This window comes from Wolbachia endosymbiont (group B) of Longitarsus flavicornis, from assembly GCF_964028135.1.
GTDB lineage: Bacteria > Pseudomonadota > Alphaproteobacteria > Rickettsiales > Anaplasmataceae > Wolbachia.
In genome coordinates, this window is the sequence record NZ_OZ034758.1 from 348,918 (window position 1) to 366,013 (window position 17,096).

General features: G+C 35.3%; 14 protein-coding genes, 1 tRNA gene and 1 pseudogene. 10 read left to right on the forward strand and 6 right to left on the reverse strand.

Translation table 11 applies throughout. From position 1 onward, the window contains the following. Positions 1-118 precede the first annotated feature (118 nt). From ABWU45_RS01700 to ABWU45_RS01710, 3 genes and pseudogenes are all read right to left on the reverse strand, one after another. Positions 119-1,063 carry an IS110 family transposase gene (locus ABWU45_RS01700; protein ID WP_353277894.1) on the reverse strand — a complete coding sequence of 315 codons (945 nt, stop codon included), beginning with the start codon at positions 1,061-1,063 and terminating at the stop codon, positions 119-121. 221 nt (positions 1,064-1,284) lie between these two features. After that, positions 1,285-2,244, reverse strand: a pseudogene (locus tag ABWU45_RS01705) (IS4 family transposase); the annotation flags it as partial. Between the two features lie 102 nt (positions 2,245-2,346). Next, entirely contained in the window at positions 2,347-2,487 is a 141-nt protein-coding gene (locus ABWU45_RS01710; protein ID WP_019078704.1) for a hypothetical protein, read from the reverse strand. A gap of 554 nt (positions 2,488-3,041) precedes the next feature. On the opposite strand from ABWU45_RS01710, the gene lipB reads away from it, so the two are divergent. Then, positions 3,042-3,659, forward strand: coding sequence for a lipoyl(octanoyl) transferase LipB (lipB, locus tag ABWU45_RS01715; protein WP_353278746.1), 618 nt, complete (start codon positions 3,042-3,044; stop codon positions 3,657-3,659). Continuing rightward, positions 3,659-4,618: an LD-carboxypeptidase gene (locus tag ABWU45_RS01720; RefSeq protein WP_353278748.1), complete on the forward strand. Its 960-nt coding sequence runs from the start codon at positions 3,659-3,661 to the stop codon at positions 4,616-4,618. The genes lipB and ABWU45_RS01720 overlap by 1 nt, the downstream gene beginning before the upstream one ends. 199 nt (positions 4,619-4,817) lie before the next feature. Here the strand turns inward: ABWU45_RS01720 and ABWU45_RS01725 are convergent, their stop codons facing one another. Beyond that, the gene (locus ABWU45_RS01725; RefSeq protein WP_353278749.1) at positions 4,818-6,131 is read right to left on the reverse strand and encodes an ankyrin repeat domain-containing protein; all 1,314 of its coding nucleotides are present in this window, start codon (positions 6,129-6,131) and stop codon (positions 4,818-4,820) included. Between the two features lie 199 nt (positions 6,132-6,330). Here ABWU45_RS01725 and dnaE point away from each other — a divergent pair, with 199 nt between their 5' ends. From dnaE to ABWU45_RS01755, 6 genes are all read left to right on the forward strand, one after another. Continuing rightward, positions 6,331-9,651: a DNA polymerase III subunit alpha gene (gene dnaE, locus ABWU45_RS01730; protein ID WP_353278750.1), complete on the forward strand. Its 3,321-nt coding sequence runs from the start codon at positions 6,331-6,333 to the stop codon at positions 9,649-9,651. A gap of 48 nt (positions 9,652-9,699) precedes the next feature. Continuing rightward, positions 9,700-10,473, forward strand: a complete 774-nt coding sequence (gene rpsF, locus ABWU45_RS01735) for a 30S ribosomal protein S6 (RefSeq protein WP_353278752.1) — start codon at positions 9,700-9,702, stop codon at positions 10,471-10,473. Further along, positions 10,473-10,751: a 30S ribosomal protein S18 gene (gene rpsR / locus ABWU45_RS01740; RefSeq protein ID WP_010402759.1), complete on the forward strand. Its 279-nt coding sequence runs from the start codon at positions 10,473-10,475 to the stop codon at positions 10,749-10,751. Before rpsF ends, rpsR begins: the two co-directional genes overlap by 1 nt. A gap of 3 nt (positions 10,752-10,754) precedes the next feature. Beyond that, entirely contained in the window at positions 10,755-11,279 is a 525-nt protein-coding gene (gene rplI, locus ABWU45_RS01745) for a 50S ribosomal protein L9 (protein ID WP_353278754.1), read from the forward strand. Between the two features lie 112 nt (positions 11,280-11,391). Continuing rightward, positions 11,392-12,693, forward strand: a complete 1,302-nt coding sequence (gene purB, locus ABWU45_RS01750) for an adenylosuccinate lyase (RefSeq protein WP_264682931.1) — start codon at positions 11,392-11,394, stop codon at positions 12,691-12,693. Continuing rightward, positions 12,684-12,755: transfer RNA gene (locus tag ABWU45_RS01755), tRNA-Met, on the forward strand. The genes purB and ABWU45_RS01755 overlap by 10 nt, the downstream gene beginning before the upstream one ends. A gap of 554 nt (positions 12,756-13,309) precedes the next feature. Here the strand turns inward: ABWU45_RS01755 and ABWU45_RS01765 are convergent. Beyond that, positions 13,310-14,575, reverse strand: a complete 1,266-nt coding sequence (locus ABWU45_RS01765) for an iron-containing alcohol dehydrogenase (protein WP_353278755.1) — start codon at positions 14,573-14,575, stop codon at positions 13,310-13,312. A gap of 42 nt (positions 14,576-14,617) precedes the next feature. On the opposite strand from ABWU45_RS01765, the gene dapE reads away from it, so the two are divergent. Together dapE and ABWU45_RS01775 are read left to right on the forward strand one after the other, a co-directional pair. Then, positions 14,618-15,814: a succinyl-diaminopimelate desuccinylase gene (gene dapE / locus ABWU45_RS01770; RefSeq protein ID WP_353278757.1), complete on the forward strand. Its 1,197-nt coding sequence runs from the start codon at positions 14,618-14,620 to the stop codon at positions 15,812-15,814. A gap of 439 nt (positions 15,815-16,253) precedes the next feature. Next, the gene (locus ABWU45_RS01775; RefSeq protein ID WP_353278758.1) at positions 16,254-16,544 is read left to right on the forward strand and encodes a hypothetical protein; all 291 of its coding nucleotides are present in this window, start codon (positions 16,254-16,256) and stop codon (positions 16,542-16,544) included. On the opposite strand, the gene ABWU45_RS01780 is transcribed toward ABWU45_RS01775, so the two are convergent. Further along, the gene (locus ABWU45_RS01780) at positions 16,541-17,086 is read right to left on the reverse strand and encodes a hypothetical protein (protein WP_015587954.1); all 546 of its coding nucleotides are present in this window, start codon (positions 17,084-17,086) and stop codon (positions 16,541-16,543) included. The genes ABWU45_RS01775 and ABWU45_RS01780 overlap by 4 nt on opposite strands. Between the last annotated feature and the right edge of the window lie 10 nt (positions 17,087-17,096).

Consider the following 17,096-nt stretch of genomic DNA (forward strand, 5'->3'; position numbering starts at 1 on the left):
ACAGAAAAAGAATTTTATATCAAACAGCTGTTACTGCTTAGATCTTATGATTAATGAATATGTGCTTTCAGTTTGTGTGGGCGCACATATTCATTAACCTATTTTCTATGCAGCTTTTTTATTTCATATTAATTGCTTCTTTAAGTCGTGCATTGGCAATTACTATGATCTTTCGCATTAGAGCTGTTATAGCCACCATCTTCTTTTTACCTCTACCAATAAGATCAGAGTAAAAAGTACCAAGTGCAGATTTAGATCTTGTAGCAGCCATCGCAGCTGTAAAAAGCTTTGTACGAACATTGCTTCTACCACCTGTTATTCTTCGATAGCCAATAGTTTTTCCACTTTCCTTTGGATGTGGCGCAACTCCAGCAAGACTTGCGACTTCTTTTTTGTTTAAGTAGCCAAGTTCTGGCATTAGACATACAAAGTCTTGAGACAATTTTGGACCTATTCCTGGCACTGTTCTAAGGATTTTTTGGCGCTTCTGTAACTCTGGATTTTCATCGATAATCTTTTGTATGGAATCGTTGAGCTCCTTTATCTGACTGTTAAAAAAGTCAATAGTTTTTTGGCAACTTTCTTTTACATAGCTGTTTTCAGGTGCTTCTAATCTGCATTTCTCTTGAGTTCTCATTTGCGTAAGATCATCACGACGTTGGCAAAGTGCAGCTAAAGTTGTTTGTTCCTTTGACATAGGTACAAATAGAGGTAGAGTACTATAGCGTTCAAATCCATATTGAGCAATAGCTTTTGCATCTGATTGATCAGACTTTGCTAAAGTTCCATGAGATAAGGTAAAGCTTTTTACTTTGCGAGTATTAGCTCGATGTACAGCAATATTCTTATCAACAAGAAAATGTGCTAAGCCAAGTTCGTACTTTCCTGTGTTCTCCAAAGTTACTAAAGAATCAGGTAAGATATTTGAAAACTCTTTAAACAATTGTTGCCAACCAGCAGTATTATTGTTAAATGTAACAGCGTTTTTCTGATTGTGAACTGCAACAACATTTTTAAATTTTCCGATATCAATGCCTATAAAATTTTGATAAGATGTAATCATGATAACCTCGATAGTTTAATTAATTTAAGATTGTAAACGGGTGCATACATATGTCCCACGCAACTATTCAAACGTATCGAGAGATAGGGCTAGTGTACCTTGATCAATACGGTTGTAATACCAATTGTTTCACCGGTCGCACACACCCGTGATAACTCTATTCCTATAGTGATTAGAGTTATCTTCCCTCTTGTTTCCTTTATATCACATTTTTAACTTACAATAGTTTCAATACTTTTTCCTGTGAAATTCTCTAAATTTAATCTTCCCTTCAGCCTAGAAAAAAATGTTTCTACTCCCCAGCGCAAGTAATATAATCTCTCAAACTCTTCAACTGTAAAACGTTTCTCATCTAACAGAGATGTTACTAACACTTCAACTTCGCCAGAAGAAAGTATTATTTTGACTAACCTGAATTTCATCTCATCAGGTAATCCTAGCTTTCGTAGCTGTCTTGCTACTTTAATAGGTGCGGTAGACACTACCACCGTACTAGATGGGCTTTCCGGCTTAAACATAGCGTTTATTTCATTGAAAGACGAACTTGAACAGCGAATTATATAATTGATTTTCCTTCCTGTAAGCTCAGCAAGAAATCGATAAGATACGTATCCTCTATCACAGATTAACAAATCGTCTGATTTTATGGATTCAAGCATACCGATTGCTAAATCAACCTCATAGCTGTCACCTCTACTTAGCACAGATTTTATTGCAATATTATTTAGCATATCGTAGCAAACTTCAAAGGTTGCACTTGTATAGTCTTCAAATCTCTGGATTCCATTCCATACTGCTCTTGAGCTAAACTCACCTATTATTTTGTCGCTCTTTGGCAGAATCAGTATTGAAGCATCAAATGCAAGTACTCTGAAGCCATGGTGGGTTTTAAATTCCTGATCTTGGTAGTATAGGGAAACTATATCATCATTTAACTCTGAAAACGCAGTATGTTTTAGCTTCTTTCTTGCTTGAGTAAATGCACTTGCCGTAATTGTATAATCTTTTCTTGTATGCAGAACAAACTCATTAAGCATCACTTGTAATGACTTTACACTCTTTCTAAAAATCAGGAGAAATACATTAACGAAGGGCAGCTTTCTTTTTCGTGAGAAGTCTTTTGAGGATGCTCTGTGTGCGTTTATAAAGTTTAAACTCATCAATTTATTTTTTATAAACATGATTATTCTTTTTTTTACTCATGTCATTACTTCTTTTAATTTGTGAATCTTACCTGATTTTATAATACAGTTCATCACTTTTCCTTAACTTAATGGCAGTGTTCACTCCATTTCCATTACAGAAACTTCTTCGCTACTACGAGCTAATCCGCCCCTGTTTTTCGCATCGGTACTCTCATCCTCAGAGATCAGCTCTTTGGACTTCTCCCTTTTCATCGAAACGACAGGTTCCCGTAGTTCCATGCAATAGCCTAAAATAGATTCACGCCACTTTTATGCCGGACGCCACCTACCCAGTAAACAAGCTCCCAGTAGATTCATCCCAGGTTAACGACTACCCCCTGGTTTTGACGTCGTCTCTACGCTTTCGACACTTCATCAGTGGTTCACTTGCGTTCGTCTCTCTATTTCATACATGACACATAATTGTGCCTTTTCCATAACGCTCACTACCTTAGCTCTTTACCAAAGCAGCTTATGGCTGTTTGAAGCCTGCTCTTGCAAACCGGCTCCGAGGGGCCCTCCCTCATCTACTGCACAGCTTCAACACTTTCCGTGTTTCTACGGCGCACTGTCATCCAAGTAGCTGACACTAGTTCGTTTGCGATAGTGCCATTCAAGTAGCCCATATTTGTCATCCAAGTAGCTTGACACTAGGATCCATCTTTTTATACAATTTAGTCAAATACGTTCCTTTTAGCGTAAAACAGCTATGCTTACCAGTTCAGTGTGCTATCTACAATCAAATTTCTGGATTCCAGACTGGAATGACATTGATAGACCTAAAGAAATAGAATATGACAGAATGGCTAATATCTAACCAATTTGCTGATTATAACCATTCTGTGAAATTCATGGAAGCAAAAATTCAACAAATTTACAATAATTTATCTGATGAGCTAGTATGGCTACTCCAGCACCCTCCACTTTATACTGCAGGAATCGGTGCAACAGATGATGACATTATTGAAAAATTATTTCCTATATATAAAACAGGTAGGGGTGGTAAATATACATATCACGGACCAGGGCAGCGCATTATATACTTAATGCTAAACCTTAAAAAAAGAAACAAATGCGACATAAAGCTCTACATTAGAGACCTAAGTAATTGGATCATAAATGTTTTAAAACACTTTAATATACTTGGGGAATTTAAGGAAGATAGAATAGGTATCTGGGTAAACAATAATGGAGTAGAAGAAAAAATAGCAGCTTTTGGCATTCGCTTGAGAAAATGGATAACTTATCACGGCATAGCGCTTAATGTCTCTCCGAATCTTTCCCACTATAAGGGTATTATTCCTTGTGGACTAAAAGATTACGGCGTTACATCAATGGAAAAACTAGGAGTAAAAGTTTCTCTTTGCGAATTAGATGATATATTAAAGCAAGAGTTTCATAAGATATTTTAATGTATTCCTTTATTCTTTATTTTCTATGCCTTTTACTCACTAATCCTGCAAATCAAGTTGATATTATTGCTCCTTCTTCGAAAGGAAAAGAATCAGATCTGCCTACTATAAGAGAATACGTAAAAACTTTGGATTTTAATCCTCACATTTCGGAGAAAATATACAGTAATGACAACCCATTTTATTCTAACTCTGATGAGTTTAGAGCGAATGATTTGGTTAATGCGCTCACTGATGATAGCAAAATAATTTGGTGTATCAGAGGAGGAGAAGGGGCTTCTCGGCTAATTCCTTACCTAGAAAAGCTGCCCAATGATAAAAAAGAAAGAATTGCTCAAAACAAAAAAATTCTTATAGGCTATAGTGATATCACTGCTTTACATATTTATCTGCAAGTTAAATACGACTGGCAAACCCTCCACGGCACCATGTTGGAAATGATAGTAAATAACTCTGTTGCTGAAAGCTCTGTTGAAAAATTAAAAGAATTAATTCTTAACCAACGCAACTCTATCAGATTTGACAACTTAAAGATGATAAATAATGGAGTTAGACTAAAAAATGGCAAATTAGAGTCTAAAATCATCGGTGGTAATATGACTTTGGTTGAAAATAGCATAGGAACTGCTTGGCAAATAAACGCAAAAAACAAAATTCTATTTTTAGAAGACATAAGAGTTTATCCATATTCAATTGAGCGAAGTTTAGATCACCTAAAACAAGCTCATATTTTTGATGGAGTAGATGCAGTAATATTCGGTGACTTTGTTAACTGTTATAATGATAATCTTGTTGAAATTGTAAAAGAAAGGTTTGCAAAAAGTGTTAACTTTCCAGTATTTACAATAAAAGGGGTAGGACATGGACATAGAAATGACCCTTTACCTCTCAACACTCACACTATCATCAGCATTCAAAACGAAAAGGAGTTTATGGATGTGCAACAGTTATACAAGTAGCTTTATCTAACACTCCTTTCATTCCAGCACCTTCGTTGTCATCCTAGTATCCCCCCTTGTCATCCCAGTGCCTAGACACTGGGATCCAGATCAAGTACGGCTATTATCCAAATAACCCTTCGTTGTTATTCAAGCAGCCCCTTCGTTGTCATCCCAGTGCCCAGACACTGTGATCCAGGAACCTGCGTCACGCGCTCTACTATGAAGGAATGCTAGTAACTCCCTGCTGTCCATTTATTAAGGCGGCAGATGATTTCTCTGCTCCATCAACTTTAGTACTAGGCTTTAGTAATGCATATGTAGCACAACCAACTACCAGTGCTGCTGCTGTAACTGCAACCACTGCTATAACGATAGGTATCAACTGAGCTGTAATTGTTCCAGTTGTAAAAAGTGCCACTGCTATAGCAGTGCCTAATAATGTATTCACTCCACCAGCAATCATTGCCTTATTACGTGCTTTCACAAAAGCTGCGTCTAATAGAGCTTTTACTACGTCTTGATTCTTAGCATAATCTAAAGGAGTCTTTCCATATTTATCTACTGCATTAACATCTGCTCCTGCTTTGATTAAAGCATTTACTATATCTACGTGACCATTCTTAGCAGCATGATGTAAAAAAAGAGGTTCGTCTACATCAAAATCTGCTTCTATTCTGAATAAAGCCTTTGTTATCTTTGTGTGATCATACAAAGCAGCATAGTGCAAAGCAGTGAGATTCGAACTATCTTTCGCATTAACATCTGCTTCTTTTGAGATTAAAAACTCTACTATCTCTTTGCGACCACACAAAGCAGCATAGTGCAAAGCAGTGCGATTCGAACTATCTTTCGCATTAACATCTGCTTTTTTTGAGATTAAAAACTCTACTATCTCTTTGCGACCACACAAAGCAGCATGGTGCAAAGCAGTGCGATTCGAACTATCTTTCGCATTAACATCTGCTTCTTTTAAGATTAAAAACTCTACTATCTCTTTGCGACCATAAAAAGCAGCATAGTGCAAAGCAGTGCTACCATTGCAATTTTTCGCATCAATATTAGCTTTATTTTCGATTAAAACCTCTACTATCTCTTTGTGACCATTCTCAGCAGCATTATGCAAAGCAGTCATTTCATATTGATCTACTGAATCAACTTTTGCTCCTTCTTTGAGTAAAACCTCTACTGTGTCTACGCAACCATTCAAAGCAGCATGATGTAAAGGAGTCCTTTTACATTGATCCACTGCGTCAACATTTGCTCCTGCTTGAATTAAAGCCTCTACTGTCTTTGTGTAACCATTCTGAGCAGCTATTATTAATAATGGAAGCTTTGAGTACTCTATCCTTGAAATATTTAAGCTAAATCCATGATTTACATCAAATTTACCTTCCTCCCAATCTTTATATAGACCTTGATCCTGTTCCTCTAGTTCTGTTTTTATTTTCTTAATTATATTATTTTTATTTAAATCTTTCTCAGCCTCAATCGTACTCAGTACTTTTTTCAGTGATTCATATTCTCCTGTCATGATTTTACCTTCAATATTAAAAGAGTTATTTAATTATTACATAATTATGATAAAAAGTCAATTAAAACAAGCTAATAACCGGGATTGTGAATAGTAAATTAGATTCAAATAGCCTCTTTGTGTTATTTCAGTGTTAGACCTTTTCATATCCCTACGAGCAAATTAATGTTATCCTTTTATTGCTAATCTAAAGTTTTTTATGTTCATACACTTGCGTGTTCATAGCGTTTATTCTCTGCTTGAGAGTTCGGTTAAAATTGAGGAGCTGATTGGTCTTTGTTTGCAGAACAAAATGCCGGCAGTTGCAGTTACTGACTCAGGTAACTTATTTGGCTCACTTGAATTTGCAGAATATGCAGCAAGTAGGGGAATACAGCTAATAATAGGATGCAATATTATCGTTCGACACTTAGAACAAAATTTATCAATACTCCTACTTGCAAAAAATGAACAAGGGTACACTAATTTAGTCACCTTGGTGAGTGAGTCTTTTAAAAAGCGCAAGAATAACAGCGATATTCCTTACGTTGATTTTGATGAGCTATTAAATTTAAGTTCAGGCCTAATCGCCTTAACTGGTGGATATGACGGCATATTGGCTCAACTGTTATTGAAGCAAGATAAAGAAACGATAAAAAGACTGCTCTCAGCATTCGATGGTCATTTATATGTTGAATTGCAGCGTCATGGGCTGAATAAAGAGCTAGAGCTTGAAGAAGCTTTAATAGATTTTGCTTATCAGCGCAATATACCACTAGTTGCAACGAATGATGTGTTTTTTTCAAATAGATCTGATTATGAAGCTTATGATATATTAACGTGCATATCGGAGGGCAGTTATGCCCTGGAGAATAACAGAAAGAAGTTAACTACCGAGCATTACTTCAAATCTGTAGCAGAAATGGAGGAACTGTTCAGCGACATTCCCGAAGCAATTCATAACACTTCAGTGATAGCTAAGCGGTGCTCTTATATGCCAAGAAGCAGGCAGCCTATCTTGCCTAAATTTCCTTGTCGAGAAAATAAAACTGAGAATGAAGAACTGAGGGAGCAGGCAATTGCAGGATTAGAATTCCGCATTGCAAATGAAACGGACATAGACCTTAAACAATACTACGATCGGCTGAATTACGAACTAAGCGTAATAACTTCGATGAACTACGCTGGCTACTTTTTGATAGTTTCTGATTTCATTCGTTGGAGCAAAGCAAATGGCATTCCAGTTGGACCGGGAAGAGGTTCTGGTGCTGGATCGATTGTTGCTTGGAGCTTACAAATTACAGATCTTGATCCAATAAAGTTTGGTCTGATCTTTGAAAGATTTTTAAATCCTGATCGTGTATCGATGCCTGACTTTGATATCGATTTCTGCCAAGAGAAAAGGGACCTGGTTATTGATTATGTTCAGAAAAAGTACGGTTATGTTGCTCAAATAATCACTTTTGGAAAATTGCAAGCAAGGGCAGTATTGCGTGATGTTGGTAGAGTATTGCAAATGCCTTACTCTCAAGTGGATAAAATATCTAAAATGGTTCCATTTAATCCAGTAAATCCTGTAACTTTATCGCAAGCGATAGAGTTTGATCAAAATCTTCAGAAAGAAAGGGATAGTGATGAAGTAATTGCCAAACTTCTTGATATATCTCTAAAGCTCGAAGGAATATATCGTCACGTTTCAACTCATGCTGCTGGAATTGTAATATGCGATCAAAAATTAGAAAATTTTGTTCCCGTCTATTATGATCCAAATTCGGCTCTGCCAATCACTCAATACAGTATGAAATATGTAGAGAAAGCTGGGTTAATAAAATTTGATTTTCTTGGACTTGGTACGCTAACACTAATAGATCATGTATGTCGTTTAATTAATCGTGATGAAAAAAAATTTGATATTTCCTCGGTTTCTTTGATTGATCAAAGAACCTATGAAATGCTCTCAAGAGGTGATTCAATCGGAGTGTTTCAGCTTGAAAGTTCGGGAATGAGAGAAGCTTTAATCAAACTAAAGCCAGACTGCATTGAAGATATCATCGCTTTAATTTCTCTTTATCGCCCAGGGCCTATGGATAACATTCCAACTTATGTTGCAAGAAAGCATGGACTTGAAAAGCCAGATTACATTCATCCATTGCTTGAGGAGGTGTTAAAAGAAACATTCGGAGTAATAATCTACCAAGAACAGGTAATGGAAATAGCGCGTATTCTCTCTGGATATAGCTTAGCAGAGGCGGATTTACTCAGACGTGCCATGGGTAAGAAAATTAAGGCAGAGATGGATAAACAACGTGAACTTTTTGTTCAAGGAGCAACAAAAAACGGTGTTGATTACGACAGGGCAAGTTATATTTTTGATCTTGTTGCAAAATTTGCTGGTTATGGATTTAATAAATCCCACGCTGCAGCATATGCGATTATATCTTACCAAACAGCTTACCTTAAGGCTAACTACCCGCTAGAATTTTTTACGGCCTTGATGAATCTCAACATTGATGATAGAGACAAACTGAATTTGTTTTATCATGCTGCAAAATTCAGTGGAGCTGCTGTTCTTTCGCCTGATATCAGCAAATCTAAGGCTGAATTTTCAATAGAGGGTGAGCACATACGCTACGGAATTGCTGCTTTGCGTAATGTTGGTTTTGCTATAGCAGAAGGAATAGTAAATGCACCTTATAAGGACATATGGGAATTTATTCAAAATTCTGGTCATATGATAAATAAGAGGGCGCTAGAAAGCTTAATTAAATCTGGAGCTTTCGATAGTGTGCACAAAAATAGAAAGCAGTTATACGAGTCAATAGACACATTGATTTACTTTGCAAATAAAAATAGGCAGTCAAATCAAGCTGCTTTATTTGGTAATCTTGATATTCTGAAGCCAAAACTTGAGAACGTGGAAGATTTTAATGAAGAGGAAAAATTAGAGCATGAGTTATTTTCATTGGGATTTTACTTAACTAATCATCCACTTGAAAAGTTTAGAACTCTCTTGAAAAAATTAAATATTGGGTTTATCGGAGAGAGTAAAACGATAAAAACTGCTGGTGTAATATTAAATGTGCGTATGAGAACCTCAGAACGTGGAAGATTTGTTATCCTAACACTTTCTGATCCCCACAATGTTTCTGAAATAGCATTCTACAATAATGAAATAATAGAAGAAAAAAGGAATCTATTTTCACCTGGAGCATTTGTGATAATTGATCTTGAAATTTCAGAAAACACAACGAGACTATCAGGAAAGGACATATCTGAATTTACAGAAAAGGTTACTTCTCTAATGAAAGGATTAGTTTTAACTTCTGTATGTGCAGACTCGCAAAAAGTTGCTGAGGAGTTGAATTCAGTGTTGAAAAATGGAGGCAAAACCAAAATAATGCTAAAGTTTCTTCTCGAAAAACATAAAGTCAGCATCTTGTTGCCAGGTACATATTCAATCACCCCCCAAGCTATTTATGAAATATCTCACTTAAGTTGGATTGAAGGCGTAGAAATTAATACAAATAACTTGCTTATATAAAAAAGTTTTATATAATAAAGTGTTTAATTGATATTAAAGGAAGATATAGTGAATCTCTATGAATTTACTTTTATAGCACAACCGAACTTATTGCAGCAAGAAGTAGAAGAAATGGTCCAAGAATTGGCTATTTTGTTAAAAAATATTAAAGCAGATGTTATTTCTCAGGAGGTTAAAGGTCTCATAGAAAGAGAACATAGCAGAGTTACAAAACAAGAGCTAGAGGCAAGTACTGAAAGCATTAAAAAAAGTCTGATTGTTTACTCTGATTTTTTGGAAACTCTGACAAAAATTTTATGGGTTGAATTGGAAGAAGATTTTTCAAATTTAAAAGAAATAAAGTCAAGAATCGATAAAGAATTGAAAAATGAACTAAGTGATACGGGAATAAAACAAAATTTTATGGACCTTCCAGGAGCTAACACTAAAAGTGCATTTATCTATAATGTAGTAAATGCTTTTAAGGAAAATATTTCACAACATCTAATAAAGCCCCTTCAAGAGGTTTTAAAAAGTTTTAAAATAGTAGACTCAAATCAATTGAGTAAAACGCTGGAAGTGCTTTTGAAAAATATTGAAGCTTCAGGATTGATAAAATATGAATATTGGGGTCTATTGGATTTTGCATACCCAATAAATAAGATGAAAAGTGGTCATTACTGTATGATGTGTATAAGTTTTACTTCAAGCATTATGGATGAATTTGAGCGTAGAGTAAAACTGAATGAGAATATTATTCGCCACTTGTCTGTACGGGTTAATGAGTTTTTTAAAGGTAAATCTTACATGCTGGATAAACAAATTGAGGAGAAAAGTGCATAATGATGAAAAGACGAAATAGTTTTAATAATTCTTACGTGTCTGTAAATAACAGAACTGGCTTTAGGCGTCCTAAGGTCTGTCCTCTTACTGCATCTAAAGATGAGGACATAGACTATAAGAATATAGATTTATTGTCCAAATTCACCTCTGACTATGGTAGAATATTACCTAGAAGGTTAACAGGTGTGTGCGCAAGAAAACAAAGAAAGTTGCGCTTAGCAATTATAAGAGCACGCTTTTTAGCTCTTGCTCCTTACTGTACTAAAAAAGTTAGGTAATTTATGTTAATAATTTTAAAGGAAAATATAACAACTTTAGGTAAGCTTGGTGAAGTTGTCAAAGTTAAGCCAGGTTATGCACGTAATTTTCTTTTTCCACAAAAAAAGGCGATGAAAGCCACTAAGGAAAATTTAATAAAGTTAGAGGAACAGCGTTTATTATTGGAAGAAGAAAATATCAAAAAATTAAATGCAGCAAAAGTGCTTGCATCATCACTGCATGATAAATTTATTATATTAATAAAGCAAGCTTCAGAGGATGGAAAGATTTTTGGCTCTGTAACCACACGTGAAATTGCAAAAACTTTATTACAAGAAAGATATAATATAAGTCATCATAGTTTATCTTTTGGTGGAATAAGTATCAAAAATTTGGGCGAGTATCAAGTAAATATAGAATTACATAGTAAAGTGATAGTTCCAATTACTATATACGTTGTAAGATCTGAAAAAGATGCACATGAATTGAGGCAAGTAAAGTTGCAAAATCAGAAATCTGAGCAACAAGAAGATACAAATAACGAATAGCAGTGAATAAAATATTTCAACTACTCTTGTCATTCCAGTGCCTTTTTTTTCTGTCGTCCCAGTGTTACACACTGGGGTCTAGCATGTTCAAAGATAAGACAGGGATCATCTAATGATCCCACGCTATAGCCGCAAAGAAATGTCTTCCATTTGGGAAGAAAAAAATAAGTTTAATATATGGCTCAAAATAGAAAAATTAGCGTGTGAAGCTCAAGCAGAGTTAGGAGTGATTCCAAATAGTGTTGCTCAGAAGCTCTCTGATGTTATTGAATTTGATATTGAACGTATTAACGAAATTGAATCCATTGTAAAACATGATGTTATAGCTTTTTTAACATATGTTGCTGAAGAAGCGGGAGTTGATGTTCGTTATCTTCATTATGGAATGACAAGTTCTGACGTTTTAGATACATGCCTTGCGGTTCAGTTAAAGGAATCATGTGATATTTTGCTCGAAAATTTAAAAAATATACTTGCAGCACTGAAAAAAAAGGCTGAGGACTATAAAAATATTGTTTGTGTTGGGCGCAGTCATGGAATGCATGCAGAATCAACAACTCTTGGATTAAAATTTGCTAGATTTTATGCTGAATTTAAACGCAATTATCAGAGATTAATTAGCGCGAAAACAGAGATCTCGATTTGTAAAATATCAGGTGCAGTAGGTAATTTTTCAAATGTTGATCCGTTTGTTGAAGAGTATGTAGCGAAAGAAATGGGACTTATACCTGAAACCATATCGTCTCAAGTCATTCCTCGTGATAGACACGCAATATTCTTTTCAGTTTTAGGAGTGATTGCAAGTTCAATAGAGAATATTGCCGTTGAAATACGTCACTTGCAAAGAACTGAAGTTGGAGAAATTTCTGAGTATTTTTCCACTGGTCAGAAGGGAAGTTCTGCTATGCCGCATAAGTGTAATCCTATTTTAAGTGAGAATTTGACTGGGCTCTCACGCTTAATACGCAGCTATGTTTTTCCTGCATTAGAAAATGTTGCATTATGGCACGAACGAGATATATCGCACTCGTCTGTGGAAAGATGCATTGCTCCTGATGCTTGTATAGCAATGGATTTTGCTTTAGTACGATTAACAGATTTGATAGATAAATTGGTGATCAATAAGGAAAACATTGAAAAGAACTTAAATTCTTCAAAAGGCTTGGTTTTTTCACAACGAGTATTACTCGAGTTGGTAAATAGTGGTTTGGCGAGGGAAGAGGCGTATAAAATTGTTCAGAGCAATGCAATGAAAGTGAAACAAAACAATAGTGATTTTCTGGCCGAACTGAAACAAGATAAATCCTTACTTGAAGTTATTAACTCTAAAAAACTTGAATCTTTGTTTGATTTGAAGTATTATACGAAACATGTAGATCATATATATAGCAAGGTTTTTAATGAGGCTGAGTAGCTCAGTGGTAGAGCAGGAGGATCATAATCTCTTGGTCGGGGGTTCAAATCCCTCCTCAGCCACTCAAGCTAAGCTATGGTTTGGCGATAGCAGCGCATTTGACAAAATAACGTGATTCATTGTCAATTAACTGAAGTTTTTTTTCAGTTATTCATATAGTATATGGAATAATGTATGTGAAGTGATAAAGATACAACATTTGTTGTATCTATTCAGGGGAATGGCTAATGGTATCCGTTCAAGAAAGTGGTAAGGTAGATGAGAAAAGACAACTAAATGAATTTCATCCGAGTAGCTGATACTGGCATCTATATAAAGACAATCTAATGCACTCATTTAAAGTGAAGTTTTCTGGATCCCAGTGTCTAGGCACTGGGATGACAAGAAAAGAGTTGACTTGAATGACACCGAATAGGTATTGGGACAGAGGCTACTTGAATAATATTTTACCATGTCATTCCAGCACTTGATGCTGGAATCCAGAAGTTTTTTGAGCACAAAAGTCATGCTAAGTTTTTGTTGTTAAGAAAGGCTGGATAGCTACTTGCATGACATCATTTGTTACTGTGTTTTTGTCTATCTTATTTTGCTACCCTACTGAACGAATACACAAAATCTAACTTTTTTCTATACAACCAGCCAGGTCAAGAAAGGTGAATCTATCTCTTGTTGCAAATGTAAGATTGACTACCTTGCAATATTGCTCTTTGTTCCAATTAAGATGCTCCGGTAAGTACGGAATTGATAGATCTTCAAATACTTTCTGCAGGTGTTTTGCAGATAGTAAATTTTGCTTAATTAAACTAGAAATATTACTCCATTCTTTGCAAATAATCTCTTGAATTTTTTGCTGCATCATTTGCTTCTGCTTTAGAATTTTTATAAATTCGGTATTACCAAAGCACTGAGTTATATGTTTTACATCTAAAGTGATCGGTTTGGTAATCGGGTTTCGTATTGACAATATCTCCTCTTGCAAGTTAGCCATGGTAATCGTTGTCACAGCAATTTTTTCCCCATGTAACGAGGAGGAATAATCCTGTGTTACTATCTCAATTGCATGAGCTATCATATGTTCTCCTTGACTTGCAGAGTAACTGCCTTTTGACATCACCATTCCGAGTCCTGAAATCAATAAGGCTTCCATAAGTAATAAAACTACTCTTTTATCTTTTTTAGCAAGTGCCAAGTGTTCTCTGAGCAAAATTTCCTCCAGATTGCGAACAAGTTTAAAGGGGAGTTCATTATATTCTGTGCCAAGTAATAGATGAGATAATAGCCAATCGGCTTGTACTGTTGAACGGCAGATGAAATCTGCAAATCCACTTAATGTGAGGCGTAGTGGTGCGTTGGCAATTATATCGGTATCAATGTATATTGCCTTTGGAAGATGTGCTCCGAACGATTTTTTATATCCATCAACTAATATTGAAGCGTTTGCAGAGCTATATCCATTCATGGAAGCAGCTGTTGGAAAGGATATGTAGTCTTTGCCTTCTAAATAGCTTGCGTACTTACAGATATCATTAACAGTGCCACTGCCAAATGCAACCATTAAGTCACTATCTTTTGCTTTATTTCTAACTAGGTTTACAGTTTGGAGAGAAGCAGCTCTGTTCAGTCTATTTGGTGTCATCCAAGTAGCGTGACACTGCGATCCATCATAGTCACGCGCTGGAATGACAGGTGTGGCTGGAATAATTAAATGAGAAACTTTATTAAGTATGTTTTTGTTTAAAAGTTTTGCTGTATTTTCATCTGCAATCAGAAAAATGTCATTTCCATATTGTCTACATATTTCATAGATATTATCAGCAAGTACTGTTACTTCCCTAATAAGAACTTGTTCTGTGTGCTGTAATATTTGTTTTAAATATCGCATAGAATGTTTACAATACGGTAATGTTAGTATTTCAAGATTGGTATGAAGATTGACCCTGTAGAACTAACTAAGAAATTAATTTCTTTTAAAAGTATAACACCAAAAGACGATGGGGCAATAGAGCATATAGCAGCCATTCTCAAGAAAAGTGGTTTTGAATGTGAGATTTTAGAGTTTGGTGATAAAGTTAAAAATCTTTATGCGAAATATATAAATGGAGTACCAAACTTGTGTTTTGCTGGACATGTTGATGTTGTACCACCAGGTGAGTTAAAAGATTGGATATCTGATCCATTTAAGCCAGAAATTAGAGATGGAATGCTATATGGAAGAGGAGCAGCTGATATGAAAGGCGGAGTAGCTGCATTTATTGCTGCTATCGTAGATTCAGTTGCAGGTAAGTTTCGATTCAGCGGTTCAATCAGTGCATTGATTACCAGCGCTGAAGAAAGCGCTGAAGAACATGGAACAAAGGCCGTTTTGGAATGGATGAAAAGCAAGCAAAAAAAGATAGATTTTTGTATAGTTGGAGAACCAACGAGTAGTGAGAAATTAGGTGATACCATAAAAATAGGTAGAAGAGGTTCTGCAACATTTAAATTGATTTGCCATGGTAAACAAGGGCACGTTGCCTACCCAGATCTAGCAGATAATCCAATATATAAAATGATATCGGTATTAAGTAAGATAAAAGATACTACTTTTGATAGTGGTAACAAATATTTTCAGCCTTCACATTGCGAAATTACTACTATCGACGTTGGAAATAATACTAATAATCTAATACCTAGCTCAATAGCAGCAGGTTTCAATATTCGATATAACAACATACAGACGCTTGACGGCTTATATAAGCTGATTGATGAAATATGCTCTAGTGTAACTAACGATTATAAACTTTCTATGCAAAGCAGCAGAAACGTTTTTCTCTCTACTCCTGATAGAAATACTGATATTATGCTTGATGCGATAAATAAAATGACCGGCATTGATGCTGTGCTGAGTACAAATGGTGGCACATCTGATGCTGCGTTTATTAAGGATATTTGTCCAGTAATTGAATTTGGTATGATCAACAAAACCGCACATCAGGTAAATGAATGCGTATCAATAGACGATATACATAAATTAACAGCTATATATAAGGAGTTTATAAAAAATTATTTTTACCCCACTAATAAAATATTAAACCAGATCAATATAATTGGTAATACGCCTGATGGTCCATTATTAGCTTGAGGTGCAGTTGCATAGAGAAGAAAACTTACTAGACACATTTTACCAGCCCCTTATTATAATATTAAGGTATTTTTGACTCAAAACTTGTCTTTGATCTGTGCGAGCTCAATAACAAAAATTCAGTAGAAAGCTTATTGGCGAAAATTATCTGTTCAGCAGAGTGACAAAATAAGATAGACAAAAAGGGTATAAGAACAAATAGTGTCATGCAACACTGGTTTTTGTACACAAAACGTTGTAAAGCGCTTTTGTCAACCTGGATCTCAGCTCGGATAACAAGAAAAGAAGCACTGGTTTCACATAGATCTGAACAGATATAATTTCTTAAACATTTATAGCTCACATAAAACCCGGTCTGACTGTCATAAAGGCTACTCGCTTCAGCAAGACAACTTTCGCACTACTTCAAATTCTAATTTTCAACTTAAAGAGGTACATAATGTCAAATAACTTCAATTTCAAAGAATTTTTTTACCATCACGAAGCAAATAGCACTTTAGATGATATACAAAGGTACTGCATACTGTGGCAATCAGTGATATCACAGGCAATGATTGATGCAGCAAGTAACTGTAAAAAAACAGAAAGCTTGGTAGAGAAACGTAAAGCAATTTCCTGGCTATCAGACTTCAGTCAAGATTTTGTTGAAACATGTATACTGGCTGATTGCGATCCGTTATACGTAAAAAACAAAATACAGCCAATTCTAAAAAAGATAAAGCCCTTTTAATGAGGTTTACCCCTCTCACCAAGAAAAATATCATTTAATCTTTTTTCTATAGCTTCATCTATATCTTGGATTAATAGCTGCTTTATCATATTCACTTTCCGTTCTGCCTCTTGAAGATTATTGTTACCGTAACTGTTCTTATTACTATAACCATAACTACTGCCATTTGGTTTATTACTCATTTTTCTTCTTGTGCTGAGTATCTGAACTATCTTCTCCTTGAAAAAAGACTTCCAGCCTGTGCCAGAAAATAATTTGTAGAGAAAATGCGGAGTAAGAAACGCTACTAATATTCTAATAGAAACTCCATAACCCAAATCATCTCTATTTTCATAATACCATTTTAAATATTGATATAAATGGTAAAATGCATTTTTGAAAGAGCTAAATTCTACAGCATACCAAAAGCCACTGGTGAGAAACATGAGCATAATGCTCGATGTATAAAGATACAAAGTGAAAAGAAATAGCTTGACAACTATATCTTTCAAACTGCCCAGTATGTAATTAAATAACCTTAATTTATAAAAAAGTGATATCATTTCACGCACA